24 protein-coding genes are annotated in these 26,590 nt (G+C 69.3%); 14 read left to right on the top strand and 10 right to left on the bottom strand.

What is annotated here, in order from left to right; all coding sequences use genetic code 11:
- Entirely contained in the window at window positions 1-591 is a 591-nt protein-coding gene (locus tag AB0K12_RS14240) for a PadR family transcriptional regulator (RefSeq protein ID WP_345393111.1), read from the top strand.
- Between the two features lie 13 nt (window positions 592-604).
- Window positions 605-1,684, top strand: coding sequence for an inositol-3-phosphate synthase (locus tag AB0K12_RS14235; RefSeq protein ID WP_355417571.1), 1,080 nt, complete (start codon window positions 605-607; stop codon window positions 1,682-1,684).
- Window positions 1,685-1,735: 51 nt separating this feature from the next.
- Here the strand turns inward: AB0K12_RS14235 and idi are convergent, their stop codons facing one another.
- Entirely contained in the window at window positions 1,736-2,320 is a 585-nt protein-coding gene (gene idi / locus AB0K12_RS14230; RefSeq protein ID WP_364559959.1) for an isopentenyl-diphosphate Delta-isomerase, read from the bottom strand.
- Window positions 2,321-2,398: 78 nt separating this feature from the next.
- On the opposite strand from idi, the gene AB0K12_RS14225 reads away from it, so the two are divergent.
- Window positions 2,399-3,685 (top strand): MFS transporter, encoded by a 1,287-nt coding sequence (locus tag AB0K12_RS14225; RefSeq protein WP_364559956.1) that lies wholly within the window; start codon window positions 2,399-2,401, stop codon window positions 3,683-3,685.
- Here AB0K12_RS14225 and AB0K12_RS14220 read toward each other — a convergent pair.
- Window positions 3,665-5,062 carry a CCA tRNA nucleotidyltransferase gene (locus tag AB0K12_RS14220; protein ID WP_364559954.1) on the bottom strand — a complete coding sequence of 466 codons (1,398 nt, stop codon included), beginning with the start codon at window positions 5,060-5,062 and terminating at the stop codon, window positions 3,665-3,667. The genes AB0K12_RS14225 and AB0K12_RS14220 overlap by 21 nt on opposite strands.
- Before the next feature lie 158 nt (window positions 5,063-5,220).
- Between AB0K12_RS14220 and AB0K12_RS14215 the strand changes: the two genes are divergently transcribed.
- From AB0K12_RS14215 to trxA, 8 genes are all read left to right on the top strand, one after another.
- A complete protein-coding gene (locus AB0K12_RS14215; RefSeq protein WP_364559952.1) occupies window positions 5,221-5,745 on the top strand; it encodes a YbaK/EbsC family protein in 525 nt (174 codons plus the stop codon).
- 20 nt (window positions 5,746-5,765) lie between these two features.
- Entirely contained in the window at window positions 5,766-7,925 is a 2,160-nt protein-coding gene (locus AB0K12_RS14210) for a DUF6049 family protein (protein ID WP_364559949.1), read from the top strand.
- On the top strand, window positions 7,922-9,526 hold the full coding sequence (murJ, locus tag AB0K12_RS14205; protein ID WP_364559946.1) for a murein biosynthesis integral membrane protein MurJ: 1,605 nt from the start codon (window positions 7,922-7,924) through the stop codon (window positions 9,524-9,526). Before AB0K12_RS14210 ends, murJ begins: the two co-directional genes overlap by 4 nt.
- Window positions 9,527-9,692: 166 nt before the next feature.
- Window positions 9,693-11,213 carry a protein kinase family protein gene (locus tag AB0K12_RS14200; protein ID WP_364559943.1) on the top strand — a complete coding sequence of 507 codons (1,521 nt, stop codon included), beginning with the start codon at window positions 9,693-9,695 and terminating at the stop codon, window positions 11,211-11,213.
- A 15-nt stretch (window positions 11,214-11,228) separates the two neighbouring features.
- On the top strand, window positions 11,229-11,864 hold the full coding sequence (gene sigM / locus AB0K12_RS14195) for an RNA polymerase sigma factor SigM (protein WP_355417595.1): 636 nt from the start codon (window positions 11,229-11,231) through the stop codon (window positions 11,862-11,864).
- Window positions 11,854-12,879 carry a zf-HC2 domain-containing protein gene (locus AB0K12_RS14190; protein ID WP_364559940.1) on the top strand — a complete coding sequence of 342 codons (1,026 nt, stop codon included), beginning with the start codon at window positions 11,854-11,856 and terminating at the stop codon, window positions 12,877-12,879. Before sigM ends, AB0K12_RS14190 begins: the two co-directional genes overlap by 11 nt.
- 164 nt (window positions 12,880-13,043) lie before the next feature.
- Entirely contained in the window at window positions 13,044-13,976 is a 933-nt protein-coding gene (gene trxB / locus AB0K12_RS14185) for a thioredoxin-disulfide reductase (RefSeq protein ID WP_345393142.1), read from the top strand.
- 10 nt (window positions 13,977-13,986) lie between these two features.
- Complete coding sequence (gene trxA / locus AB0K12_RS14180; protein ID WP_355417604.1) at window positions 13,987-14,301, top strand: thioredoxin; 315 nt, start codon at window positions 13,987-13,989, stop codon at window positions 14,299-14,301.
- Window positions 14,302-14,495: 194 nt separating this feature from the next.
- Here trxA and AB0K12_RS14175 read toward each other — a convergent pair whose 3' ends face one another.
- Window positions 14,496-15,113, bottom strand: a complete 618-nt coding sequence (locus AB0K12_RS14175) for a GNAT family N-acetyltransferase (protein WP_364559935.1) — start codon at window positions 15,111-15,113, stop codon at window positions 14,496-14,498.
- Window positions 15,114-15,383: 270 nt separating this feature from the next.
- Between AB0K12_RS14175 and AB0K12_RS14170 the strand changes: the two genes are divergently transcribed.
- From AB0K12_RS14170 to AB0K12_RS14160, 3 genes are all read left to right on the top strand, one after another.
- Complete coding sequence (locus tag AB0K12_RS14170; protein WP_364561408.1) at window positions 15,384-16,616, top strand: PLP-dependent aminotransferase family protein; 1,233 nt, start codon at window positions 15,384-15,386, stop codon at window positions 16,614-16,616.
- Window positions 16,617-16,784: 168 nt separating this feature from the next.
- Window positions 16,785-17,741 carry a D-alanine--D-alanine ligase gene (locus tag AB0K12_RS14165; RefSeq protein ID WP_364559932.1) on the top strand — a complete coding sequence of 319 codons (957 nt, stop codon included), beginning with the start codon at window positions 16,785-16,787 and terminating at the stop codon, window positions 17,739-17,741.
- A 214-nt stretch (window positions 17,742-17,955) separates the two neighbouring features.
- Window positions 17,956-19,002: a low specificity L-threonine aldolase gene (locus AB0K12_RS14160; RefSeq protein ID WP_364559929.1), complete on the top strand. Its 1,047-nt coding sequence runs from the start codon at window positions 17,956-17,958 to the stop codon at window positions 19,000-19,002.
- A 1,201-nt stretch (window positions 19,003-20,203) separates the two neighbouring features.
- Here the strand turns inward: AB0K12_RS14160 and AB0K12_RS14155 are convergent.
- From AB0K12_RS14155 to rnpA, 7 genes are all read right to left on the bottom strand, one after another.
- Window positions 20,204-21,166, bottom strand: a complete 963-nt coding sequence (locus AB0K12_RS14155) for a ParB/RepB/Spo0J family partition protein (protein ID WP_364559927.1) — start codon at window positions 21,164-21,166, stop codon at window positions 20,204-20,206.
- Between the two features lie 746 nt (window positions 21,167-21,912).
- Window positions 21,913-22,848, bottom strand: coding sequence for a ParA family protein (locus AB0K12_RS14150; RefSeq protein WP_364559924.1), 936 nt, complete (start codon window positions 22,846-22,848; stop codon window positions 21,913-21,915).
- Between the two features lie 137 nt (window positions 22,849-22,985).
- Window positions 22,986-23,657 (bottom strand): 16S rRNA (guanine(527)-N(7))-methyltransferase RsmG, encoded by a 672-nt coding sequence (gene rsmG / locus AB0K12_RS14145; protein WP_364559921.1) that lies wholly within the window; start codon window positions 23,655-23,657, stop codon window positions 22,986-22,988.
- An 824-nt stretch (window positions 23,658-24,481) separates the two neighbouring features.
- Window positions 24,482-24,970, bottom strand: a complete 489-nt coding sequence (locus tag AB0K12_RS14140) for a R3H domain-containing nucleic acid-binding protein (RefSeq protein ID WP_364559919.1) — start codon at window positions 24,968-24,970, stop codon at window positions 24,482-24,484.
- Window positions 24,971-24,990: 20 nt separating this feature from the next.
- On the bottom strand, window positions 24,991-25,914 hold the full coding sequence (yidC, locus tag AB0K12_RS14135; RefSeq protein WP_364559916.1) for a membrane protein insertase YidC: 924 nt from the start codon (window positions 25,912-25,914) through the stop codon (window positions 24,991-24,993).
- Window positions 25,915-25,918: 4 nt separating this feature from the next.
- Window positions 25,919-26,203 (bottom strand): membrane protein insertion efficiency factor YidD, encoded by a 285-nt coding sequence (yidD, locus tag AB0K12_RS14130; protein ID WP_355417625.1) that lies wholly within the window; start codon window positions 26,201-26,203, stop codon window positions 25,919-25,921.
- Entirely contained in the window at window positions 26,200-26,562 is a 363-nt protein-coding gene (rnpA, locus tag AB0K12_RS14125; protein ID WP_345393154.1) for a ribonuclease P protein component, read from the bottom strand. The genes yidD and rnpA overlap by 4 nt, the downstream gene beginning before the upstream one ends.
- Between the last annotated feature and the right edge of the window lie 28 nt (window positions 26,563-26,590).

Genomic DNA, 26,590 nt, shown 5'->3' with positions numbered 1-26,590 from the left:
GTGGCCAGCGGACAGGGCAGGGTTCTGGAGCTGGCCGTGCTCGGGTCGCTGCACGAGACGCCGCTCCATGGCTACGAGCTGCGCAAACGGCTCAACGCCTTGCTGGGGATGTTCCGTGCGTTCTCCTACGGGTCGCTGTACCCCTGTCTGCGATCACTGCTGGCTCAGGGCCTCATCGCCGAGGAGCAGCCGGCCCCGTCCACGATCGTCGGCGGCCGGTCGAAGATCGTCTACAAGCTGACCGCCGAGGGCAAGGAAAGGCTGCAGGAGCTGCTCACCCAGGCGGGCCCGTCCGCCTGGGAGGACGAGAGCTTCGGCGTGCACTTCGCGTTCTTCCGGCACACGGAGGCCGAGGTGCGCCTGCGCATTCTCGAAGGCCGCCGCAGCCGGCTCGAGGAACGGCTCGACGCGGTGCGCACCGCGCTGGCACGCACCAGGGAGCGTCTCGACAGCTACACGCTCGAGCTGCAGCGCCACGGGCTCGAGTCCGTCGAGCGCGAGGTGCGCTGGCTGAACGAGCTGATCGCAACTGAGCGTCGGGCCTCGTCCGAGGACAGGCCCGAGAGAGATACCACGTCAACTGATGAGTAAGGGAGCGAGTGCGATGGGTTCGGTTCGCGTCGCCATTGTCGGTGTCGGCAACTGCGCGTCGTCGCTGGTCCAGGGGGTTCACTACTACAGGGACGCGGATCCCGACGTACGGGTCCCTGGCCTGATGCACGTGAAGTTCGGCGATTACCACGTGGGCGACGTCGAGTTCGTCGCCGCGTTCGACGTGGACGCCAAGAAGGTCGGCCGCGACCTGTCCGAGGCGATCGTCGCCAGCGAGAACAACACGATCAAGATCTGCGACGTGCCCCCGACCGGGGTCACCGTGCAGCGCGGGCACACCTTCGACGGTCTTGGCGAGTACTACCGCGAGATCATCGAGGAGTCCGACGAGGACCCCGTGGACGTGGTCCAGGTGTTGCGTGACAACCAGGTGGACGTGCTGGTGTCGTACCTGCCGGTGGGCTCGGAAGAGGCCGACCGCTTCTACGCGCAGTGCGCCATCGAGGCCAAGGTGGCGTTCGTGAACGCGCTGCCGGTCTTCATCGCCTCCGACCCCGTGTGGGCCGAGAAGTTCACCGAGGCGGGCGTGCCGATCGTGGGCGACGACATCAAGTCGCAGGTGGGCGCCACCATCACGCACCGCGTGCTGGCCAAGCTGTTCGAGGACCGCGGGGTCGAGCTGCTGCGCACGTACCAGCTCAACTTCGGCGGCAACATGGACTTCATGAACATGCTGGAGCGCACCCGCCTCCAGTCGAAGAAGATCTCCAAGACGCAGTCGGTCACCTCGCAGATCCCGCACGAGATGGGCAAGGCCGACGTGCACATCGGCCCGTCCGACCACGTGCCGTGGCTCGACGACCGCAAGTGGGCCTACGTCCGCCTGGAGGGGCGCTCGTTCGGTGACACGCCGCTCAACCTGGAGTACAAGCTCGAGGTGTGGGACTCGCCGAACTCGGCCGGCATCATCATCGACGCCGTGCGGGCCGCCAAGATCGCCCTCGACCGGGGCATCGGCGGGCCGATCCTGTCGGCGTCGTCCTACTTCATGAAGTCGCCGCCGGAGCAGTACTCCGACGACGAGGCGCGCGAGTACGTCGAGAAGTTCATCAGGGGCGAGGTCGAGCGCTGACCTTCATCGGCGCCGCGACTCCTCATCGAGGGGCGCGGCGCCGTCCGCCTGTCAGGGACGTGCGGCGGGCGGCAGCGCGTCGGCGCCGGCCGGCTGCCAGGACAGCGGGTCGGCGCCCAGCTCGGTCAGCAGCGGCACCTGCTCCCTGCACCACGGCGAGATCGCCAGCAGGCCGTTCTGGGCCCCCTCGGCGAACTCCTTCCACGGCATCCACAGCGTCTCCCCCACCTCGTCCGGGTTCGGCGTGACGGGCGCGTCGACCGTGACGCGGTAGACCGGGCACAGCTCGTGCTCGACGATGCCGTTGGCCATCACCGCGCGGTAGGCGAACGAGGGCAGCATCAGATCGACGCTCTCGACAGTCAGGCCCAGCTCGTAGGACAGGCGGCGCACCACCGCCCGGTCGAGCGCCTCACCCGGCAGGGGGTGGCCGCAGCAGCTGTTGGTCCACACGCTCGGCCAGGTCAGCTTGTGATCGGCTCTCCTGGTGAGCAGCACGCGGCCGTCGGAGTCGAAGACGTAGCTGGAGAAAGCCAGATGGAGGGGGGTCTCGCGACCGTGCACCGACGTCTTGGGCGCGGTGCCCAGCGCACGGCCGTCGCGATCTACCAGCACAACGTGTTCGTCGCTCGTCACGCTTTGAAGCGTACGAGATCATGACCACCACTTGGAACCCCGGCGTGGCAGCCGACGAGCGCGGGCTAGGCTGACGGCGTGTCTTTCGTCGCCGATCTCCGCACGGTTCTGCGGGGCAGGGACTTCAGGCGGCTGTTCGGCACCCGGCTGGTCTCGCAGTTCTCCGACGGCATCTTCCAGTTCGGGGTGACCGGGTTCGCCTTCTTCAGCCCCGAGAACCAGACGACCGCCGTCGAGGTGGCGGCCGGGCTGGCGGTGCTGCTGCTGCCGTACAGCGTGCTCGGGCCCTTCGTCGGCGTCTTCATCGACCGCTGGTCGCGGCGGCAGATCCTCATGGTGGCGCCGTTCATCCGCGGCGGCCTGCTGCTCGTCGCCGCCGCGCTCGTGGCGGCCGACGTGCCCGATCCCGCGTTCTACGCGGCGGCGCTGGCCGTGCTCGGCGTCAACCGGTTCTTCCTGGCCGCCCTGGGCGCCTCGCTGCCCCACGTGGTGCCGCCCGAGCGGCTGATCTCGGCCAACGCGGTCGTGCCCACCTCGGGCACGGTGGCCACGTTCCTCGGCGCGGGCGTGGGCTTCCTGCTGCGCGAGCTGTTCGGCGGCGACGACCTGGGCGTGGCGCTGCTGCTGGTGACGTCCGGCTTGGTGTTCACGATGAGCGCGCTGGTGGCGCGCACCATGGAGCGGCAGCTGCTCGGCCCGTGGCCCGACCCCGACCGGCCGCAGGCCCGCCAGGAGCTGCGCAACGTCGTCACCGGGCTCATCGACGGCGCCCGCCACCTCCTGCGCCACCGCGTGGCCGCCGCGACGCTGGGCGCGATGGCCGCCCACCGCTTCCTGTTCGGCATGTGCACCGCGCTCGGCATCATCCTCTACCGCTACTACTTCGCCCACGGCGACGCCGAGGCCGCGCTGCGCGGCATCGGCCTGGTGGTGATCGCCGCCGGGCTCGGCACCGCGCTGGCCGTCGTCATCACGCCGTACACGACCGAGTGGCTCGGCATCGAGCGGTGGGTGCAGATCGCGCTGGTCGCGGCCGGGGCACTGACCGCGGTGCTGGTGCTGCCCTTCCAGGAGTGGGGGCTGCCGGTCGCCGGGTTCGTGCTGGGGGTGGCCGGGCAGAGCGTGAAGATCTGCGCCGACACCACCGTCCAGCGCGACGTCGAGGACATCTACAGGGGCCGCGCCTTCTCCATCTACGACATGCTCTTCAACGGCATGTACGTGCTGGCCGCGGCCCTGTCGGCGGCGATCCTGCCGGCCGATGGCAAGTCGTACGCCGCCGTCGCGATCATCTCGCTCGGCTACCCGCTGGCCGCCCTGGGCTACCGCCTGATCACCGCGTCCTCACGCACCGAGGTCGGTTGACCTCGCCCACTCCAGCAGCGCCTCGGTGGCGGCCTCCTTGCCGATCACGCCCTTGTCGAGCCTGAGGTCGAGCAGGAACTTGTAGGCCCGCCCCACGATCGGCCCCGGGCCGACGCCGAGCACCTGCTGGATCTCGTTGCCGTCGAGCTCGGGCCTGATCTTGGCCAGTTCCTCCTCCTCGGCCAGCCTGGCGATGCGCTCCTCCAGGTGGTCGTAGGTGCGCGACAGCGCCGCCGCCTTGCGCTTGTTGCGGGTGGTGCAGTCGGCCCTGGTCAGCTTGTGCAGCCGGTCGAGCAGGTGGCCGGCGTCGCGGACGTAGCGGCGTACGGCGCTGTCGGTCCACTCCCCCGTGCCGTAGCCGTGGAAGCGCAGGTGCAGCTCGACCAGCTGGGACACGTCGGCGACGACGTCCTTCGGGAAGCGCAGCTCCGTCATGCGCTTCTTCGTCATCTGCGCCCCGACCACCTCGTGGTGGTGGAACGAGACCCGGCCGCCCGGCTCGTGGCGGCGCGTCTTGGGCTTGCCGACGTCGTGCATGACCGCCGCCCAGCGCAGGATGCGGTCGGGGCCGTCCTCCTCCTGCGCGACGGCCTGGTCGAGCACGGTCAGCGTGTGCTCGTAGACGTCCTTGTGCCGGTGGTGCTCGTCGATCTCCAGCCGCAGCCTGGGCAGCTCGGGCAGCACGTGGGCGGCCAGACCCGTCTCGACCAGCAGCCGCAGGCCGTCGCGCGGACGGGCGCCGCAGATCAGCTTGTCGAGCTCGTCGCGGATGCGCTCGGCCGAGACGATCTCGATGCGGTCGGCCATCTCGGTCATCGCCGTCACCGCCGCCGGATCGACCCTGAAGCCGAGCTGCGCGGCGAACCTGGCCGCGCGCAGCATGCGCAGCGGGTCGTCGCCGAACGACTGCTCGGGGGTGCCGGGCGTGCGCAGCAGCCCCGCCCGCAGGTCGGACAGGCCGCCGTAGGGGTCGACGAACTCGTGCGCGGGCAGCCGCACCGCCATCGCGTTGACCGCGAAATCGCGCCGCTCCAGGTCGCCCTCAAGGGTGTCGCCGTAGACGACGTCGGGCTTGCGCGACTTGGGGTCGTAGGACTCGCTGCGGTATGTGGTGATCTCGATCAGCCGGTCGCCCTTGCGCAGGCCGACCGTGCCGAAGTCGATGCCGATCGTCCACACGGCGTCGGCCCAGTCTCTGGCGATCTCCAGCACCTGCTCGGGGCGGGCGTCGGTGGTCAGGTCGAGGTCGTTGCCCGCGCGCCCGAGCAGCAGGTCGCGTACGGGCCCGCCGACGAGCGCGAGCTCGTGGCCCTGTGCGGCGAACAGGCGGCCGAGCTCGTCGGCCACGGGGGCGATCTTGCGGAACAGGTCGTTCATGGCCTGCTGCTGGCTTTCGGTCAGAGTTGAGTCGGACAAACTGCGATCGGCCTTATCTGAGTGTGCTTGCGGAACATATCCCCCGAGCCACACCAGGTCCGGGTTACCGTCGGTCAAGGGACCGTCGGGGGGCACTGGAATGCGGCAAGGAGGACTATATGAAGGACGCCCTCGCGCTCCACCGCTGGCTCCTCGCACACCAGGTCCATCATGAGATCGTACGCCTTCCGCGTCCCATGACATGCGCGGAAGAGCTGCCGGAGACGGTCTTCGCGGCCGCCGGACGCTGCCTCATGGTCACGGTGCTGGACGTCACGACCAGGGTCGGCAGCGAGGTCGTCATCGCCGTCACCACCCCCGTCTCGTCGCCGCCGCGGCCCGGCATCGTCGGAGGGCTGCTCGGCGCCCGCCAGGTACGCCCCGCGCCCGCCCACGTCGTCAACGCGGCCACCGACTACGCCGACGGGCTCGTGTGCCCGCTGCTGCTGCCCGCCACGCTGCCGATGTTCATCGACGACCGGCTGCACGCGGACGACGAACTCCTCTACACGCCCACGGGAGAGCGGCACACCGCGCTCGCCATGAGGGCTCTCGACCTGCTGGCCGTCCTGCCCGGGAAGATGGTGGACCTCCGCGGCACACGCCCGCGGGGATCACGTGCGGCGGTCGCGCGACAGCACTGAACCCGTACCATTGCGGGCGTGTGTCGTCCTCGTCCAGCTCGGGCCTGCGCGTGATCCGTAAGACCACGCTGCTCGCCGCGCTGTCCGCCGCGTTGCTCGCCCCCACGATGGCGGTGACGCCCGGCGAGGCTGCCGCGACGCCGGTCCTTGCCGAGGTCAGGCGGCAGACCCTCGCCGTGTCGATCACGTCGATCACGCCCGAGGTGCCGAAGAGCCTGACCGATGTGATCAAGATCACCGGCACCGTGCGCAACGACACCGGCACGGCGATGTCCGGTCTCCAGGTGCGGCTGCGCTACAGCGCCCAGCCCTTCACCGACCGCGCCTCGATGGCCACCTACCAGGCCGACCAGAACAACGCGACGCTTCCGAGCAGCGTCTCCACGCGCAACTCGTTCCAGAACCTCGAGCCGCTGGAGGCCGGCGCCAGCGCGCGCTGGGAGATCACGGCCACGCCCGTGCAGCTCGGCCTGCGGCAGTTCGGCGTCTATCCCATCGCGGTCGACGTCGCCCAGTGGGGTGTGCCGCTCAGCGCGCAGCGCACCTTCCTGACGTACGCGCCGCCCACCACGCCGCGCCCGCCGCGCAACAAGCTCGCCGTCGTGCTGCCCGTCATCGACCAGCCGCGCCGGGCCACCGACACCGACCCCGACGCGCCCGGCAAGGGCCCGTTGTTCCTCGACGACAAGCTGGGCCAGGCCGTGACCGGCCGCGGCCGCCTGGCCGACCTGCTCAGCATCGCGCAGTCGGCGCCGAGCAGCGTCACCTGGGTGGTCGATCCCGCGCTGCTCGACGACCTCAGCGCGATGACCAAGGGCTACCAGGTCAAGACGAAGGACGGCAAGCGCTCCCAGCCGCCCAGCGCAGCGGCGGGCCAGTGGCTGACCGATATGCGCACCTCGCTGGCCGCCTCCCCCGTGGTGGCGCTCCCCTACGCCGACCCCGACGTGGCGGCGCTGGCCCACCAGGGGCTCGACCCGCAGACCCGCAGAGCCGTCGAGCTGGGCGGGCAGAAGGCCCAGCAGCTGCTCAGCGCCAAGGCCAAGACCAACATCAACTGGCCGGCCGCCGGCGTGCTCGACCCCGACGCGCTCGACCTGCTCGCCGTCAGCGGCGTCAACACCGTGCTGCTCAACTCCACCAACCTGCCGCCGCAGCCGCCCGTGCCCACCACGCCCGACGCCGCCGCGACGCTCGACTCGGTCAACGGCCCGGTCACCGCGCTGGTCGCCGACCCCGAGCTGAGCCGCCTGTTCGAGCCGACCGCGCCCACCTCGCAGGCGCTGACCAGGCAGCGGTTCATCGCCGAGACCGCGATGATCTCCGCGGAGCCGGGCCAGACCGTGCCGCGGTCGCTGGTCGTCGCGCCCTCCCGGCGGTGGAACCCCAACCCGGCGCTGGTCAGCTCGCTGCTCAAGACCGCGAGCCGGCTGCCCTGGCTGCAGCTGACCACGCTGGAGTCGCTCAAGCCGGGCAAGACGTCCGTGCCGCGCGCCGGGCTGACCTACACCGACCAGAACCGCAAGCAGGAGCTGTCCGGCAAATACCTCGACTCGGTCAAGGAGTCGTGGTCGATGGCGCAGCTGCTGTCCCGGGTCGCCACCGACGGCGCGCCGTCCAGCTTCGACGCCGCCGTGCTCCGCCTGACCTCCTCGGCCTGGCGCGACAGCACCCGCGCGGGACGCGCCGCGGCCAAGATGGTCGGCACCGCCGTCACCAACACCACCAACAAGATCCAGATCTTCGGCGTGGGCGGCCCCCGCACCCTGGCCGGCAGCAGCGGCGTGGTGCCCATCAGCGTGAAGAACGGCATGGGTCACCCCGTCGCCCTCTACATCGACGTCAAGTCCGACAACCCCGAGCTGCTGCAGATCAAGATCGTCGAGGAGACGCGGACGATCGGCCCAGGCCAGAGCACCACGTTCCAGGTGACGATGAACGCCACCCCCGACACCAGCGGCGACGCCACGGTGACCGTGCAGCTCAAGACCCCCGACGGCCAGCCCTACGGCAAGCCCCAGCGGCTGACGATCCGCACCACCGGCTACACCGGCATCGCCCTGGTGATCGTGGGCGCCGCGCTGACCGTGATGCTCGCCGCCGTCGTCACACGGCTGCTGCGGCGCAGGTCGCAGCGCAAGCTCGCGCGTACCAAGACCCGGGAGAGTGAGACCGTATGAGCCGCATGCTGCGGGCCAGCGCCATCATGGCGGCCGGCACCATGGTGTCCAGGGTCACGGGGTTCGTGCGGACGATGGTGCTGGCCTACGCCATCGGCACGGCAGCGCTCGGCGACGCCTACAACGCCGCGTACGCGATCCCGTACAGCATCCTCGACCTGCTGCTGCTCGGTGTGCTGAGCAGCGTCGTGGTGCCGATGATCGTGCGGGCCCAGCAGCACGACGCCGACGGCGGCAGGGCCTACGAGCAGCGGCTGCTGACGCTCTCCACCGGCGCGCTCATCGTGGTCGCCGCGATCGCCGTGCTGGCCGCGCCGCTGCTCATCGACCTCTACACGGTCTGGGACCACGGCAGCAGGGAATACGACGTCGCGGTCACGCTGGCCAGGTTCATCCTGCCGCAGCTCGCCTTCTTCGGCGTGGGCGCGGTGGCCGGCGCGATCCTCAACACCCGCGACCGCTACGGCGCCCCCATGTGGGCTCCGGTCGTCAACAACCTGGTCGTCATCTGTGTGTTCCTGCTCTACGCGGTGGCCGGGCCCGGCAACGACATCTCCCGCGTCACCACCGGCGACCTGGCGCTGCTCGGCGTCGGCACCACGGCCGGCATCGTGGCGCAGGCGGCGGTGCTCATCGTGGCGCTGCGGCGGGCCGGGTTCCAGTTCGTGCCGCGCTTCGACCTGCGCAACGCGCGGCTCGGCGAGATGGGCAAGGCCGGCGTCTGGACGATCGGCTACGTCATCGTCACGCAGGCCGGTTTCATGCTGACCACCAACCTCGCGAGCGCCGCGGGTGACGAGGTGGCGGGGCACGGCATCAGCCCGTACACGCTGGCGTTCCAGCTTTTCCAGCTCCCTTACGGCGTGATCGGCGTCTCCGTGATCACCGCGATGCTGCCCAGGATGAGCAGGGCCGTGGCCGACGGGCGCTTCGGTGACGTGCGGGCCGAGTTCGGGTCGAGCGTGCGGCTGGTCTGCGCGCTCATGGTGCCCGTGTCGTTGCTGCTCATGGTGGTCGGCCCGGCGATCACCGTGCCCATCTACGGCCACGGCGCCAACTCCGTGGCCGACGCCGTCTACATCGGCAACGTGCTGCAGGTCTACGGGCTCGCGCTGGTGCCGTTCGCGGTGTTCCAGCTGCTGCTGCGGGTCTTCTACAGCTTCGGCGACACGCGTACGCCCGTCTTCATCGGGGCCGGCACGACCGCGGTCAACGCGGTGCTCATGGTGCTGTTCCACCTCCTGCTGCCGGCCAGGTACGCGGTGATGGGGCTGGCCCTGGCGTACGCGGCGGCGTACGGGCTGGGCGCGGTGCTGGCCTGGTGGCTGGCCGCCCGCCGGGTTCAGGGGCTGGACGGCTGGGCCGTCGGCATGGCGATGACCAGGATGTATCTCGCGGCGCTGCCCACGGCCGTGCTCGCGCTCGCCACGGTCTGGGTGGTCACGACCGTCTTCGGCGGGCTCGACTTCCTCAACTCCGTGATCGTTCTGGCGATCGGCGGTGGCCTGGGAATGTTGCTCTATCTCGGCGTAGCCCACAGAATGCGCATCCCGGAGGTCAACTCGATCGTTGGGATGGTCGCAAGGCGGGTAGGTCGGTAAAGAACGCGGGCGGAATCTCCTCGGCACTACCATGGAGCCCGACACGCGCGAATGGAAGCAGGAGGGGCGTGGGCGGATCCACCCGGCATAGCGTGCCTTCGTGGGACACCACCACGCAGGTGAGTCGAACCATGAGCACGCCCGATCGGCCAAGCGGAGTGAGCCAGTGAGCAGCACGTCGGCCGTCGCACCCGGCACCCGTCTCGCCGAGCGTTTCCGGCTCGAAGATCGCGTCAGCGAGTCCGACGGCGCCACCCTGTGGAAGGCCATCGACGAGATCCTCGCCCGTCCCGTCGCCGTCCACACCTTCGCGCCCGACTTCCCGCGCGTCCACGAGGTCGTCACGGCCGCCCGCGCGGCCAGCCGGCTCACCGATCCGCGGCTGACGCAGGTCTTCGACGCCGCCGAGGACGACAAGCACGCCTACGTCGTCAGCGAGTGGGTCACCGGCGAGTCGCTGACCGACCTGCTCGCCGCCGGCCCGCTGGAGCCCGAGCGCGCGGCCGGGCTGATCGCCGAGGCCGCTGAGGCGCTCGCGCACGCTCACGAGGCCCACCTCTACCACCTGTGCCTGCGCCCCTCCCACCTGGTGTGGACGACCGGCAACACGGTCAAGGTGCTCGGCGTCGCGGTCGACGCCGCCATGTGGGGCCTGACCACCGACCAGCCCGCGCTCGACGACGCCGAGGGCCTCGGCCGGCTGCTGTACGCGGGCCTGACCGGCCACTGGCCGGGCGACGAGGAAGAGGGCGGCCTGCCCGCCGCCCCCATGAACGACGGCCACTTCTGCACGCCCCGCCAGGTCACCGCGGGCGTGCCCGGCTACCTCGACACGGTCACCGTGCGGGCCTGCCTGCCCGAGTCGCGCAGGGGCCAGGGCGCTCTGTCGAGCCCGTCCGAGGTGGCCGAGGCGCTGGCCGACGTCGCCAGGCCGATGCCGATCCCGATCTCCTATCCCTCCACCCCGGCGGTCGCCTCGGCGTCCCACACCGAGGGCCTCGACATCGCCCACCGGCAGCAGTCGGCCCCGCCGCCCCTGCCGCCGGTGATGCAGCCGCGCCGGCCGTCCGGCGGGGGCGGCAGCACGCTCAACCGGGTGCTGATGACGCTCGTGGTGCTGCTCGTCATCGCCGCCGTGGGCGTGGGCGCGTGGACGATCGGCCGCAGCCTGGGCAGCCCGACGACCTCGCAGACGGCCAGCGCCAGCCCCACGGCATCGGCCTCCGCGCCGGTGGAGACGCAGGCCGTCAAGCCGGTCAAGGCGCAGGGCTTCGACCCGCTCGGCGACGGCGACGAGAAGCCCGACCTCGCCAAGCTGGCCATCGACGGCAAGCCCAGCACGCTGTGGAAGACCGAGACCTACACCAGCGCCGACCTCGGCAGACTCAAGGACGGCGTGGGCCTGCTGCTCGACATGGGCAAGTCCCTGCAGATCAGCGACGTGGTCGCTACGCTGTCCGACGCACCGGGCGCGACCGTCGAGCTCAAGGTGGGCGACTCCCCTGAGCTCGGGTCGCTCAAGACCGTCGCCACGAAGAAGAACGCCGCAGGTAAAACCACCCTCGCTCCGGAACAGGCGGTGACCGGCCAGTACGTTTTGATCTGGTTTACGCGCGTTCCGACAGATGCGGGCACTTTTCATGGCACCATCTATGAGGTAGTGGTGCACTCTCCCGGATCGGCATAATCAGGAAACTCTCTTGTGAACTCCCCACCCGAGACACCCTCAGCAGCGGAGCGGCCGGCGGTCACAGACGCCGAGCTGCTGACCGCACATATCAACGGGGATCCACACGCCTTCAGCGAAATCGTCAAGAGACACCGCGACCGCATGTGGGCGGTCGCCCTGCGCACGCTCGGTGACCCCGACGAGGCCGCCGACGCCGTGCAGGACGCCTTCGTCTCCGCTTACCGCAAGGCCGCCACGTTTCGCGGCGAAGCAGCCGTCACCACCTGGCTGCATCGCATCGTGGTCAACGCCTGCCTTGACAGGATGCGCCGTAAATCCGTCCGGCCCGTCGCCGACGACGAGCTGATCGAGGCCGCGGAGCGCGAGACTCCGCTGCCCGACCAGACCGTCGAGCGCGAGGTGTCGATGGAGGTTTCGGCCGCGCTGAAAATGCTGCCCGCCGACCAGCGGGCCGCGCTCGTGCTGGTGGACATGATGGGCTACTCAGTCGAAGACGCAGCTCAGGTGCTGCAAGTGCCGAGTGGCACGGTGAAGAGCCGGTGCGCCCGAGGGCGCGCGAAACTTGCCCCAATTCTTTCGCATCTGCGGAACCGAACCGACCTGAATCGCGTCTCATCCGCGAAGGGAGCAGAACTTCGTGACGGGTGATACGCACTACGATCTGGAAATCCTCGCCGAGCTGGCCGAGGGTCTCCTGGACGCCGACACGGCACGCCGGGTCCGCGAGCATCTCGCGGTCTGCGACCCCTGTGGGGAGCTACTGGCCGACCTGGCGGCGGTTCGCGAGGTGCTGGCCGCGACGCCCACACCGGCCATGCCGATGGGTGTCGCACTGCGCATCGACAAGGCGCTGGCCGCCGAGGCCGAGTCCAGGCGTGGCGGGGGTGTCGGCCTCGCGGAACCACCGGACTGGGATGAGCTCATGCGGGACGCTCCGTGGGAGCGGCCGGCGGAGGTCCCCGAGCCCGTGCGGCTCCATCGGGACGTTCCTGCTCAGGTCCCGGAGCCGACGCGTCTGTCCGGGGATTCGCCCGCCGAGGTCCCCGAGCCGGCTTCGACCGGACCGGCCGGCGTGCCTGAGCCGGTGCGGCTCGGCGTGGTCTCCGACGACGGCACGGTCGTCCCGGCGAAGAGCCGGTCGATCAGGCGGCGCCGGTGGGCGATGCCCGCGGTCGCGGCAGCCGCCGCGGCGGCCGTCGTGGCCGGGTCCGCGGTGGCCGGAACGGCCCTGCTGGCCAGTGGCGGTGAGTCGCCGGCGCCTCCGGTGGCGCTGCCGGTTCCTTCGACGTCCTCGGCCGCCCCGCAGCCCCAGCAGAGCTCGATGCGGGCGACACCGTCGAAGCCGCCGCGCGGCTACGCCCTGACCAACAGCGACCACAACTACAGCGACCCCGAGCTGCGCAGGCCGCTCGAGCTGTTCCTGGCGCCCGCTCCGATACTGCACGGCGACTCCAACGACGCCGACAAGGTCGCCAAGTGCGTCAGCGCGGTCTCCAACCGCTCCAAGCTCGACGTGTTCGCGGTGGACCAGGGCCAGTACAACGGCCAGGAGGCGCTGCTGGTGGCGAGCTGGAAGCAGCAGTCGACCAAGAGGATCCGCATCGACGTCGTCGATCCGTTCAACTGCAAAAACCTGCGCAAGCCCGCCCTGGGCCGCTGGTAGACCACGGTCACCGGCCAGGTCCGCCGGCTGCGAAGCCCGACGTCAGAGCCCGCTTCTCGCGGGCTCTTTCGTTTGTCCCGGCGTTGTGAGGTAAGGCGGGAATCACTGCGGCCTAGGATCTGTTGTCGCCGGTGGCATCGACAGACGAGGAAGGCGTGGGAGCGTTGAGCGACGTTCGTAACGTGATCATCATTGGTTCCGGCCCTGCCGGTTACACGGCGGCCGTCTACTCCGCTCGTGCCGAGCTCAAGCCGCTCGTCTTCGAGGGCTCCGTCACCGCGGGTGGCGCGCTGATGAACACCACCGACGTGGAGAACTTCCCCGGGTTCCCCGACGGCATCATGGGTCCCGACCTGATGGACAACCTGCGCAAGCAGGCCGAGCGATTCGGCGCCGAGCTGGTCGCCGACGACGTGGTCGAGGTCGACCTGCAGGCCGACCCCAAGGTGGTCAAGACCCACACCGAGACCTACTACGCCAAGTCGGTCATCCTGGCCATGGGTTCCGGCTACCGCGAGCTCGGCCTGGAGAACGAGAAGCGGCTCTCCGGCCGCGGCGTGTCCTGGTGTGCGACCTGTGACGGGTTCTTCTTCCGCAACAAGGACATCGTGGTCGTCGGCGGCGGCGACACCGCGATGGAGGAGGCCACGTTCCTGACCAGGTTCGGGCGCATGGTGACCGTCGTGCACCGCCGCGACACGCTGCGGGCCAGCAAGATCATGCAGGATCGCGCGCTCGCCAACGACAAGATCCGCTTCGTCTGGGACTCCGAGGTCGTCGACGTGCTCGGCGAGTCCAGGGTCGAGGCGGTCAAGCTGCGCAACGTCAAGACCGGCGAGGAGTGCGAGCTCGCGACCGACGCGCTGTTCCTCGCCATCGGCCACGACCCGCGCACCGAGCTGGTCAAGGGCCAGATCGACCTCGACGAGAACGGCTACATCAAGGTGGCGTCCCCCTCCACCGCGACCAACATCGAGGGCGTGTTCGCCGCCGGCGACGTCGTCGACCACACCTACCGCCAGGCCATCACCGCGGCCGGCACCGGCTGCGCCGCCTCGCTCGACTCCGAGCGCTGGCTGGCCAACAACGAGAAGTAAGGAGCGCACCGTGAAGGCTGTCACCGACGCCAATTTCGAGTCCGAGGTCCTCAAGAGCGACAAGCCCGTCCTGGTCGACTTCTGGGCCGAGTGGTGCGGCCCGTGCCGTCAGGTCGCGCCCATCCTCGAGGAGATCGCCAAGGAGCACGGCGACAAGCTGGAGATCGTCAAGCTCGACATCGACGCCAACCCCGAGGTTCCGCGTCAGTTCGGTGTACTCCAGATCCCGACCCTGAACGTCTATAAGAACGGCGAGGTCGTGAAGCAGATTATCGGCGCCAAGCCGAAGGCCATGCTGCTGCGCGAGCTCGAGGGCATCATCTAGCTCGTCTTCCGGCTGACCGGTTGCCCGCTCGGGGGACGCGCTGCGCCCTGCGAAAGCCCCTCGTGGTTCGGTCCGCGAGGGGCTTTCCGCTTGGCAGGTGTGCGTATGGGGGTTGTGGCGCCTGTGGCGCCGTCAGGCGGGCCTGTGTAGCCGTCGGGCGGGCCGTGTAGCCGTCAGGCGGGCCTGTGAAGCCGTCAGACGGGACGCAGGGCGCGTTCCGGACTCATGGAGCCCAGGAGGCGTTCGAGAGCCACCTCGACGTCCTCACGCCACGAGACGGCGCTCTTGAGCTCCAGCCGCAAGCGCGGGAAACGCAAATGCGGACGCACGGTCTTAAACCCCACAGAAAGCAAGTATTCCGCTGGAACTACGCAACTTGGTTCTTCCCACTTCAAGTCCCCGAAAGCTTCAATAGCTTTCACCCCGCGCCGCGTCAGGTCTTTGGCGACACCCTGAATCAGCATGCGCCCGAGCCCGCCACCCGAGAACTCCGGAATGATGTGGGCCGTCATCAGCAAGACCGCGTCGGCGCTGACCGGCGAGGTGGGAAAGGCCACCGAGCGCGGGGTGTAAAGGGGCGGGCTGTAGAGCACGAACCCGGCAGGCACCCCGTCGACATACACGATCTTGCCGCAGCTGCCCCACTCCAGCAGCGTGCCCGAGAGCCACGCCTCCTTCTCAAGACCCGGGTCGCCCGAGTCGAGCGCCCGCTCCCCGTTGACGGGATCCAGCTCCCAGAACACGCACCGCCGGCAGCGGCGCGGCAGATCTTCAAGATTGTCCAGGGTTATGTTGACCAGCCGGCGCGACAACTACCGCCCCTATCGTTGACCCGGAAAAGCGCGCGAAAACCGCGTCCACAGGTGGCATCGTAGCCCAGTACAGATGTCGTCAGCGGACACCACGACGGTCCAGCCCGGTCACGGGCGACATGTCCGTCTGGCGTAATCTGGTATTTCAGTCCGATATAGACACCTAGGAGGTGGGCCGTGACAGAAGAGCTGGATCACGGTCAGACACCCGCGACCCAAGGGTCGCGCATCGACGCCTACGTCGATCGGTACGCCGCGCGAGCTACCGGGATGGTCGCCTCCGAGATCCGAGCTCTCTTCGCCGTCGCGTCGAGGCCCGAGGTGGTCTCGCTCGCTGGCGGCATGCCGTACGTCACGGCCCTCCCCCTCGACATGGTCGGCGAGCTCGTCTCCGACCTCGTCACGCGGCGCGGCCCCGTCGCGCTGCAATACGGCTCCGGCCAGGGTGACCTGCATCTGCGTGAGCAGATCTGCGAGGTCATGAAACTGGAGGGGATCAACGCCGGGGCGAACGACGTCGTCGTCACCGTCGGGTCGCAGCAGGCCCTCGACCTCATCACCCGCATCTTCATCGACCCGGGCGACGTGGTGCTCGCAGAAGGCCCCTCCTACGTGGGCGCTCTCGGCACGTTCGCCGCCTATCAGGCCAAGGTCGTCCACATCGCCATGGACGACCAGGGCATCGTGCCCGAGTCGCTGGCCCAGACGATCTACGCCCTCGAGACCGCGGGCGCGCCCGTCAAGTTCCTCTACACGATCCCGACCTTCCAGAACCCGGCCGGTGTCACCCTCAACATCGCCCGCCGCCAGCAGGTGCTCGACATCTGCCAGCGGGCCGGGATCCTGGTCATCGAGGACAACCCGTACGGACTGCTCGGCTTCGACGGTGAGCCGCTGCGCGCGCTGCGCGCCGACAACCCCGACGGCGTCGTCTACCTCGGCTCGTTCTCCAAGACGCTGGCCCCCGGCTTCCGCGTCGGCTGGGCGCTCGCGCCCCACGCCATCCGCGACAAGCTCGTGCTCGCCATGGAGTCGGCCGTGCTGTCCCACTCCTCGTTCACGCAGCTCGCTGTCGGCCAATACCTGGCCACGCAGCCGTGGCGCGAGCAGATCAAATCCTTCCGCGAGCTCTACCGCGAGCGCCGCGACGCGATGCTCGACGCGCTCGAATCGCTGATGCCGCCCGAGGTGACGTGGACCCGTCCCGGAGGCGGCTTCTTCGTGTGGGCCACCCTGCCCGAAGGGCTCGACTCCAAGGCGATCCTGCCGCGCGCCGTGGCCGAGCGGGTCGCGTTCGTGCCCGGCACCGGGTTCTTCTCCGACGGCAGCGGGGCCCGGCACATGCGGCTGTCCTTCTGCTTCCCCGAGCCCGACCGCATCCGCGAGGGCGTACGCAGGCTCGCCGGGGTGATCGAGCAGGAGATGCAGCTGCGCGACACGTTCGGCACCGGGTCCACGCGCGAGCACCAGGGCGTGGACACACCAGGGCCCGACCTGGCCTAGCCGGGTCATGTTCGTCGGAACGGGAGGGCGCGCCGCGCGCCCTCCCGTTCTCCTTTCCAAGGAATCCGGCTGAGATGGGATGGGATCGCCGCACATAGCACCTCACGTACACCCCCCATCCCCAGCGCCGGTACGGTTGGACAGCGTGTCGTCAGCGGAGGAGTTGTGATGAGCGATCTGGGCCACGTGCTCGTGCTGGCCGGAGGTCTCTCCTACGAGCGAGAGGTGTCTCTGCGCTCAGGTCGCCGGGTCAGCGAGGTGCTGCGGGCCACGGGCATCGACGTCGAGGCGCGCGACACCGACGCCTCGCTCGTCCCCTCGATCCTGGCCGACCCGCCCGACGCGGTGTTCGTCACGCTCCACGGCGGCGCGGGCGAGGACGGCGCCATCCGCTCCGTCCTTGAGCTGCTCGACGTCCCCTACGTCGGCGCCGACCCCGACGCGTGCCGGGTCGCCTTCGACAAGCCGACCGCCAAGGCCGTCGTACGCTCCGTCGGCCTCCGCACCCCCGAGTCCGTCACCCTGCCGAAGGAGACCTTCCACGACCTCGGCGCGACCGTGGTGCTCGGGCGTATCGTCGAGCGGCTCGGGCTGCCGCTGTTCGTCAAGCCCGCGCGCGGCGGCTCCGCGCTCGGCGCCTCCTTCGTCCGTACGGCCGAGGAGCTGCCCGCCGCCATGGTCGGCTGTTTCGCGTACGGCGACACGGCGCTCATCGAGCGATACGTCGAGGGCGTCGAGGTGGCGGTCTCCGTCGTCGACCTCGGCAACGGCCCGGTCGCGCTGCCGGCCGTGGAGATCGTGCCCGACGAAGGGGTCTACGACTACGCCGCCCGCTACACCGCCGGCCGCACCGAGTTCTTCGCCCCCGCCCGCCTGTCCGCCGCGGCCGCCGCGGCGTGCGCCGAGACCGCCGTGACGGCGCACACGGCGCTGGGGCTGCGGGACGTCTCGCGTACGGACCTGATCGTGGACGCCGCCGGCGTGCCCCACTTCCTTGAGGTGAACGTGGCGCCGGGGATGACGGAGACGTCACTGCTGCCGATGGCGGCGGAGGCGGCCGGACAGGATCTGGGCGAGCTCTGCCGCGCGCTGCTCCAAAACGCCGCCAGCCGCGCAACTCGTTGAAGGGGCACTCGTAGAGGGAGCGCCTGCGTAGGGAGCTTGCGAAGGCGCGCTTCGCGCGAAGTGGGCGTAGGGCTTCGCGCGAAGCTGGCGCAGTGGGCGGCCAGGGGGCTTCGCGCAAGGTTGGCGCCAACCCGTCCCAGCGGGCCGCTAGGGGGCGGCGCTCAGCGCGAGGTTGGCACCGACTCGGCGACAGTGACCTAAGTAGCCTTACGGTGTGCTGTTCGATTCCACGTATCCCAAAAGCTTCGCCAGCGACAACCACGCAGGCGTGCACCCGACGATCCTCGCCGCCATGACCGCCGCGAACCACGGGGACGCCCCCGCCTACGGCGACGACACCTGGACGGCCACCTTCGAGGACAAGATCAGGGAAGTCTTCGGCCCGAACGCCCAAGGCTTCCCCCTCCTCAACGGCGCAGGCGCCAACATGGTCGGCCTCGCCCCCATGCTCGGCCGCTACGACGGCATCATCTGCGCCGAGACCGCCCACATCGCCACGCACGAGACGGGCGCCACGGAACGCCTGCTCGGAGTGAAGCTCCTGACGGTCCCCACGGGAGACGGCAAACTACGCCCCGCAGACATCACGTCCCGCCTCAACGTCCTGGGCCTCCACCACGAACCCCAGCCCACGGTCGTCTCGATCTCCCAGGTAACAGAACTCGGCACCTGCTACTCCCCCGCTGAGATAGCCGCCCTGGCCGAGACAGCCCACGAGTCAGGATTGAGGCTCCACGTCGACGGCGCCCGCCTCGCGAACGCCGCCGCGCACCTGGGCTGCGACCTGAGGTCGATCACCACCGACGCAGGCGTGGACATCTTCAGCTTCGGCGGCACCAAGAACGGCGCCCTAGCCGCAGAGGCTGTAGTAGTCCTGAACCCATCGTTGGCAACCGCAATCCCCTTCCTCCGCCGCCAGTCCCTCCAACTGGCTTCGAAGATGCGCTTCATCTCAGCTCAGCTGACGGCCCTCCTAACGGACGACCTTTGGCGCGAGAACGCCACCCACGCCAACCACATGGCCACCCGCCTAGCGGACGGCTTGAAGGACATCCCAGGCGTATCCCTTGCCTACCCCGTGCAAAGCAACGCCGTCTTCGCCACCCTCCCCCACGAGGTCGCGAAGTCCCTCCTGCAGCGCTACCTATTCCACTTCTGGGACGAGCCCGCCGGCACCGTCCGCTGGATGACGGCCTTCGACACAACAGAGGACCACGTGGACGACTTCCTGGACTCCCTCCGCGAAGCCTCCACCAGCTAACCCGGGGCACCGACCGGTTCCACGTGAAACCACCCCCGCAACCGAAGCTCCCCACCTCTTCGCCGAAGCCGAACTCTTGAGGTTCACCGCCGCAGGGGCAAGAGCCGCAACCGCGAGACAACACACCCACCCACGCCTGGGCCGGCTTTATCCCACCAGCGGCACCCGCATGCGACGGACAACCCGCCGTCTCCCGCCGCCTTGTTTCACGTGAAACAAGGCGGCGCCCGGGCAGACACCCGCCCTCCGACGGCCCCCCGAAAATCGCAGAAGACCGAGCACTCCCACTCCCCCAGCGCACCCGCCGCCGCAACGCCAGTCCTCGCCCCGTCTCCAGCCAAATCCGCACCCCCAACAGAACCAGAACCGCAACGGGCAACGGGCAATGGGCAATCGGCAGCGGGCACCGGCGAGGGGCAACAGCACGGACACGCGCACGGACACGCGCACGGACACGCGCACGGACACGCGCACGGACACGCGCACGGGCACGCGCACGGGCACGGGCACGGGCACGGGCACGGGCACACGGCATGGCACGGCACGGGCGGCACTCGGCACGCGCACGGCAACCGCAACGGCAACGGGCAACGGGCAACGGGCAACGGCACTAAACCACAGCAACGTTTCACGTGAAACGCGCCCCACCACACCGCCGCCAAGGGACTCTCAGGAATCGGCTCCCCCCGGCCGACGGCAGACGAGCTGGGCGACGGGTGGAAACGGGATCGGCGTCAGAGTCACGTCCACAAGAGACCTGCACCGGGTTTGCTTGGCGGGACAGGCGCGCTGGGCGACGTGTTTCACGTGAAACACGGAGATGCCCAGATGCCACGCTCGCCTTTCCAGGGCGTCAGCTCAGAGCCCAACCTCGGCCCCCGAGACACCGCTCGGCCCCGAGACACCCTGAGAACAGTCGGCCGGTTCGATTCCCGGCAGGGTCAGCATCCCTGACCGTCCTCACCCGTCAACCGCCCGGATCCGGTCGCTGCGGGCGATGACGGCTCGGACGCGGTTTTCCTAGGGGATGCCGGGTCGGATGCTGTAGAGGTCGCCGCGTATCCCGCTTTTGCCCATGCCTTCGGCTCCGGGTCTCAATCCGGGGCGCGGTCTTCGATCCCCTCGGTGTGGGGCGGGCACCTCGATCGTGCCTTAAGACCTGGCACCGAGCCGCGGAGCCGAGAGCCGGGATGCTTCGGTGTCAGTCCTCGGTCTCTCGCATGGCTCGGGCCGCCTCCGGGGCCATCGTGCCGATGATGCGCTCCAGGTCGTCGATCGTGGCGAACTCCACGACGATGCGGCCCTTTCGCCGTCCCAGGTCCACCTTCACCTTGGTTTCGAAGTGGTCCGAGAGGCGGTCGGCGAGGTGGGTGAGGCCGGGGGCGGTGGGCTTGACCGGCTGGCGTTCGCGGGGTGCCTTCGTGGCCGCCTTGGCGCTGCCCATGGCGACGATCTCTTCCACCGCTCGTACCGACAGCAGCTCGGCCACGATCCGCTTGGCGAGCTGGATCTGCTCCTCAGCGTTGTCGAGGCCGAGGAGCGCCCGCGCGTGTCCGGCGCTGATCGTCCCGGCGGCGACCTTCAGCTGGACGTCAGGAGGGAGGTTCAGCAGACGCAGGGTGTTGGTGATGTGAGAGCGGGAGCGACCGACCTTCTGTGCCAGCTGTTCGTGCGTCGCCTGGAAGTCGTCCAGGAGTTGCTGGTACGCCGCCGCTTCTTCAAGGGCGTTCAGCTGTTCACGCTGGAGGTTCTCGATCAGCGCGTCCCGCAAGAGGTCGGTGTCCTGGGTGTTGCGCACGATCGCGGGCACCGGGTCCAGGCCGGCCTGCTTGCAGGCCCGCCAGCGCCGCTCCCCCATGATCAGCTCATACTGGCCACCGCCGATCGAGCGCACCACGATCGGTTGCAGCAGGCCGACCTCACGGATGGACGCCGCCAGCTCCTCCAGGCGCTCCTCATCGAAGATCTCACGCGGCTGCCGGGGGTTGGGGACGATCGCCTTGAGCGCGACCTCCTTGAAGTACGCTCCGGCGATCGGCTTGGGACCCATCTCCTCCGTTGACCCGTTGGCCGGGGCCGGCGCCGCCCCCGTGCCGTCAACGATGGGACCGGTCGGGATGAGCGCCCCGAGTCCCTTGCCCAATCCCCGCCGCTGCTGGCTCACTGCGTCTCCTCATCCACCCGGTCGATTCCGGTCACTCCAGGAGAGGTTACCGTTGCGGGCCCGACCGAGTGCCCCCTCGCCACACACCGTCCGGTTGGATTTACACCGACACGGTCACAAACCTGCCCAACCCGTGACTGGACCCCGACCCACCCCCGTTTCGCTCTCCCCTCACCCGCCCCCTCTCGGCCTGCGGGGGCAACGCGATCAAACCCCGCCTCACTCAAGGGCCCGAACGCACCGCAACGGCGTCACGGGAGACGGCTCAAAGTACGCGGTCGGAAGGCAGGAACAGCAGGAGATGAGGAGGCGGGCCGAGGAGTCAGAGGACGCGCTCAGGAGACGCAATCCGGCCACCCGGTCCCAGGTACACGAACCTGGCCACACGGCCCCGGGGCAGGGTCCCAGGGGCACGGACGTGGGGATCCGATCCTGAGGGCGCGGTCCTCGGGGGCACGGTCTGGACCGACGGCCGGTGACCAGCGCCAGGCGGCCAGGCGGCCACCGGTGGGCAGGCGGCTGTCAGTGACCGGGCAGCTGTTGGTGGCTAGGCGACCGGTCAGTGGTTGGCAGGCCGTGGAAGGCCAGGCGGCCGGTCAGTAGTCAGCCAACAGGGACGGCCAGACGGCCGTCGGTGGCCGAGCAGCCGTTGACGCCAGGCTGCCGCCTGTGGCTGACAGACGGTTGCAGGCCGGGCGGTAGTTGATGGGCCGGATGGCCGTTGATGGCCGGATGGCCGTAGGTGGTTAGGAGACTGTGGCGCGGTGGGCTATCTCGCGGGCTGCGTCCATGTACGCCATCGCGCCGCTCGACCCCGGGTCGTACGTCATCACCGACTGCCCATAGCTGGGCGCCTCCGACAGCCGCACGCTGCGCGGGATGACCGTGTTCAGCACCGTGTCGCCGAAGTGCGCACGCACCTCCTCGGCCACCTGGGACGCGAGGCGGGTGCGGCCGTCGTACATGGTGAGCACGATCGTCGAGAGTCGCAGCGTCGGGTTCAGGTGGGCCTTGATCAGATCGACGTTGCGCAGCAGCTGCCCGAGCCCCTCCAGCGCGTAGTACTCACACTGAATCGGGATCATCACCTCGTCGGCCGCCACGAGCGCGTTGACGGTGAGCAGGCCGAGCGACGGCGGGCAGTCGATCACGATGTAGTCGAAGTTCACCGCCTCGTACGCCGCCAACGCTCGCCGCAACCGCGCCTCCCTGGCCACCAGGGACACCAGCTCGATCTCCGCACCGGCCAGGTCGATGGTGGCGGGAGCGCAATAGAGGTTGGGCATGTCGGGCACCTGCTTGACGATGTCCGCCATCGGCAGGTCGTCCACGAGCACCTGGTAAACGTCAGGCACATCGCCACGATGCTCGGTCGCCAGCGCGGTGGACGCGTTCCCCTGCGGGTCGAGGTCGACCACGAGGACACGCTGGCCGTGCATCGACAGCGCGGCGGCGATGTTGACCGACGTGGTCGTCTTACCTACGCCGCCCTTCTGGTTCGCCACGGCGATCACTCGGGTCTTGGACGGGCGCGGCCAGGTGCCGTCGCCATCGCCGGAGGTCTCGCCGGTCTGGGCGGCCGTCTGGGTTGCAGATGTTTCACGTGAAACCACTGAGCTGAGCGCCTCTCGTACCAACGGCGAATCACCGGGGTTCAGGGGGGTCTGGGTCACGATGGCCATCCTTTCAACCAGTGGTGTGCCGGTGCCGGGAGTTTGCTGTCGCGACACGCCCATTTCGGGCCAGCCAACCCCGGTTGGACTCTCGGACGAACGGCTGTCCGGCCAGCCAAGGCCACTTGACGCGACTGGCACAACCGTCACCTCCTTCGTCGCCGCCTGGCTTGCTCCGGCGCGCGACCCGCTACCACCCGAACCAATGTTGCAGGCGGCTCGACCTTACCGCGCCCGACGGTGACAAGCTCGGCCGTTCGGGCCCCGCTGGCGCGCAATTGCTCCTGCGCCTCGGCCAGCTCGCCGGCCGCCCGCTCCCCCTTCATGGCGATGAGCTCGCCGCCCTCGCGCAACAGCGGCATGGCCCACGTCAGCAGCCGGTCGAGCGGCGCCACCGCGCGGGCGCTGGCCACGTCGAACTCGCGCTTGCCCGCCAGCTCCTCCGCCCGGCCGCGCAGCACCTCGACGTTGTCGAGCTTGAGCGCCTGCACGCACTCCTCAAGGAACACGGTACGGCGCAGCAACGGCTCCAGCAGCGTCACCGTGATGTCCTGCCGGACGATGGCGAGCACCAGCCCGGGCAGGCCGGCGCCGGAGCCGATGTCGACCAGCCGCACGTCCGGCGGCACGGCCTCGGCCACGACAGCGCAGTTGAGCAGGTGGCGATCCCAGATCCTGGGCACCTCCCGCGGGCCCAGCAGCCCGCGGACGACACCGGGACCCGCCAGCAGGTCGGCGAACGTGTTGGCGCGATGCCAGGCCTCCCCCGCGAAGACGTCCCGCGCTATCTCCGGCGGCTCCGGAAGCTCATCGCTCACTGGTTGGTGGCCTTTCTGGGGCTCGTGGCCCGCGTGATCGGGGTGACGGTCGCCGGGCGCGAATCAGGCTGCGGCGACAGGGTCCGGTCTCCACCCAAGGCTACGGGGTGAGATCACAAGGGAAGCCTAGCGGGCCTTGGTGAAGGTGGCCTGTGAGCACGCCGTCAGCGCAGCGTTGCGTGGGCACGTAAAGCGTGACATGTCGGTGTACGGGGTCGATCGATGTGGGTGACTGGTCGCCGTACAGACCGTACAGGCCGTACAGGAGGAAGGGGGTGGATGTGCACCGGCCGCCGGCCTCGCGCAGGACGCCGGGTAAATGGCCCGGCGGGTTCAAGGGGCATATCGTCTCGCGGCGGCCGGAGGGACGTTCGGACGGGTTCCGTCCCGCGAGTGCGCGGAAGCGGAACCATCGTTCCCGCCTGTCCGGGATGGTTCGGGCGGGCGATCGGTTGAGCAGCTCCCGGACGCCCGCTGCGAACGACACTCGATCGGCCCCTCGGAAAAGGTCCCAACGGCCGACCGCTCCGACCGCTTGTGGAGCAGTCGGGCACAAAGGCCGGCCCGAAAGGACCGGCCGGAGCACAAACGCCGGAGCGCAAAGGCCGGTCCCGAAGGACCGGCCGGATGGATGTCGGCGCGTCGGAGAGGTCCCACCGTCCAGGTCGGAAGAGACTGGACGGCCGGCTCGACGGCTTCCGAAAGGGTCGGTGCGGAAGGACCGGCCGGCTGGGACGTCGGCCGGCCGGAGAAGACCTGGACGGCCAATCCGACATAGCCGGTACGGCCGGTGAGACGGGACATGTCGCCCGGCCGCGAGAGCCTCAGGCGGGGAGGACCACCACGTAGCGGTTGGGCTCCTCGCCCTCCGACTCGCTGCGCAGCCCCACGGCCGCCACCGCGTCGTGCACGATCTTGCGCTCGAACGGCGTCATCGGCTGCAGCGACTTCGGCTCGCCCCGGTCCTTGACCTGGCCGGCGACTTCGGTGCCGAGCTTGGTCAGCTCGGCCCGCCGCCGCTCGCGGTAGCCGGCGACGTCGAGCATCAGCCGCGAGCGTTCGCCCGTCTGCCGGTGCACGGCGAGGCGGGTCAGCTCCTGGAGCGCCTCGAGCACCTCTCCCCCGGACCCCACCAGCTCGGTGCTCTTGAGCCCGACGACGGAGACGAGCGCGCGGTCGCCCTCGACGTCCATGTCGATGTCGCCGTCGATGTCGGCGATGTCGAGAAGGCCCTCGACGTAGTCGGCAGCGATCTCGCCCTCCTGCTCCAGCGCAGTGAGATCAGGAGCCTTCTCCTGCTCGGCCTCGGTCATGGCCGGCCTCTCCTTCGTGTTCAAGACTTCTTGCTGCCGGTGCGCTTGCTGCGGGGTTGCCTGCTGGGCTGCTGCCTGATGATCTTAGGCTCCGGAGGGGGCGGAGGGGCCTGTTCTTCCGGAGTGGTCTTGCGGAGTTTCGCGAACAGACCGGGCTTGGGCTGCACCGGGACGGGGTTGCCCTTGGCGTCGTACTCCGGCATGGGGTGCCGGCTGTAGAACCAGTGCTGCTGACCGAGGGTCCACACGTTGGTGGTGACCCAGTAGAGGATCAGTCCGAGCGGGAAGTTCAGGCTGAAGAAGGCGAACAGCGGCGAGATGTACATCAGGATCTTCTGCTGCTGCGCCATGGGGTTGTCCGGCATCTGGGCCATGGAGCGGGTGACGCTCTGCCGGACGGTGAGGAACGTGGTCAGCGAGCTGACCGCGACGAAGAAGCCGATGACGACCTTCTCGCTGATGGCGGGCGCCTCGAAGAACGTCGCCGGCAGCGGCGCGCCGATGATGAGGGCCTGCTTGGCGCTGTCGACCAGCTCCTGCGTCATGCCGAACTTGGCCTCGTCGGCCGCGATCGCGCGGAGCACGGTGAACATGGAGATGAAGATGGGGAACTGCGCCACGATCGGCAGACAGCCGCCCAGGGGGTTGGCCCCCGCCCCCTGGTAGAGCGCCATGACCTCCTGGTTCATGCGCTGCTTGTCGTTCTTGTAGCGCTTGCGGAGCTCCTGGACTTTCGGCGCCAGCTCCTGCATCTTTCGCGACGATCGCATCTGCTTGAGGAACAGCGGGAAGATCAGGATCCTCATGAAGATGGTCAGCGTGATGATGGTCAGCGCCCAGGTCAGACCGCTGTTGGGATCGAGAACCGTGCTGTACGCGGTATGGATCCAGGTGATGACTTGGGCGACGGCTGTATACAGCCAATTGAGCCAGGACAGCTCCACCGAGCTATCTCCCTTGCGTTTCGTGGGACGGGACCGGGCGTGGGGGCACCGGGTCTATACCTCCGGGATGAAATGGATGGCACCGCCCGATGCGCCGGACAGTCAGCCATATGCCGCGCAGTGCTCCATGTACGGCAATCGCTTCGAGTCCGTATGCGCTGCACGAGGGGTAGAACCGGCAGCGTGGACCGAGCAGCGGGCTGATGAACGCCCGATAGAACCGGATGGGGAGGATCAGCGCCCGAGCAGCGAGGCTCGGCGCCGCCACTCCTTGCGGTTGCTCCGTCATTTCCGTCCACCCGTCGAGGACTCGCGCCGCCTGAGACAACGTTCCAGCGCGAGGTCGAGTTCGGCGGCCAGTTGCTCGAATCGCGCGGACGCGGCCGGTGGATTGGCGCGTACCACAAGCAGGCTACCTCGCGGCAGCCGGTGGAGTCGGTCCCGCATCAGGTGTCGGAGCCGTCGTTTGACCTTGTTCCGGGTCACCGCGCCACCGACGGCCTTACTCACCACGAAACCCACCAGGGGTGGCTCTTCCCCAGAAGTGGTGAAATGCACCACCAGAGTGGGGCGACCGGCGCGCTTGCCGCGCCTGACCGCCGCCTCGAACTCCTCCCCGCGTCGCATGCGGGATTGACGGGACAGCACCGTATACGTCTAACGCCCGCCGGCGTGA

Origin of the sequence: Nonomuraea sp. NPDC049419, assembly GCF_040676995.1 — a bacterium.
Lineage (GTDB): Bacteria > Actinomycetota > Actinomycetes > Streptosporangiales > Streptosporangiaceae > Nonomuraea > Nonomuraea salmonea.
The sequence above is the reverse complement of the archived record's forward strand: the minus strand, read 5'-3'. Positions and strand labels throughout refer to the sequence as shown.

Excerpts from the sequence above, each read along its gene's own strand:
- AB0K12_RS14235 (WP_355417571.1), top strand. The coding sequence starts at position 605 with ATGGGTTCGGTTCGCGTCGCCATTGTCGGTGTCGGCAACTGCGCGTCG.
- AB0K12_RS14220 (WP_364559954.1), bottom strand. The coding sequence starts at position 5,062 with ATGAACGACCTGTTCCGCAAGATCGCCCCCGTGGCCGACGAGCTCGGC.
- AB0K12_RS14215 (WP_364559952.1), top strand. The coding sequence starts at position 5,221 with ATGAAGGACGCCCTCGCGCTCCACCGCTGGCTCCTCGCACACCAGGTC.
- murJ (WP_364559946.1), top strand. The coding sequence starts at position 7,922 with ATGAGCCGCATGCTGCGGGCCAGCGCCATCATGGCGGCCGGCACCATG.
- AB0K12_RS14170 (WP_364561408.1), top strand. The coding sequence starts at position 15,384 with ATGGTCGCCTCCGAGATCCGAGCTCTCTTCGCCGTCGCGTCGAGGCCC.
- AB0K12_RS14165 (WP_364559932.1), top strand. The coding sequence starts at position 16,785 with ATGAGCGATCTGGGCCACGTGCTCGTGCTGGCCGGAGGTCTCTCCTAC.
- AB0K12_RS14150 (WP_364559924.1), bottom strand. The coding sequence starts at position 22,848 with ATGGCCATCGTGACCCAGACCCCCCTGAACCCCGGTGATTCGCCGTTG.
- AB0K12_RS14140 (WP_364559919.1), bottom strand. The coding sequence starts at position 24,970 with ATGACCGAGGCCGAGCAGGAGAAGGCTCCTGATCTCACTGCGCTGGAG.
- yidD (WP_355417625.1), bottom strand. The coding sequence starts at position 26,203 with ATGACGGAGCAACCGCAAGGAGTGGCGGCGCCGAGCCTCGCTGCTCGG.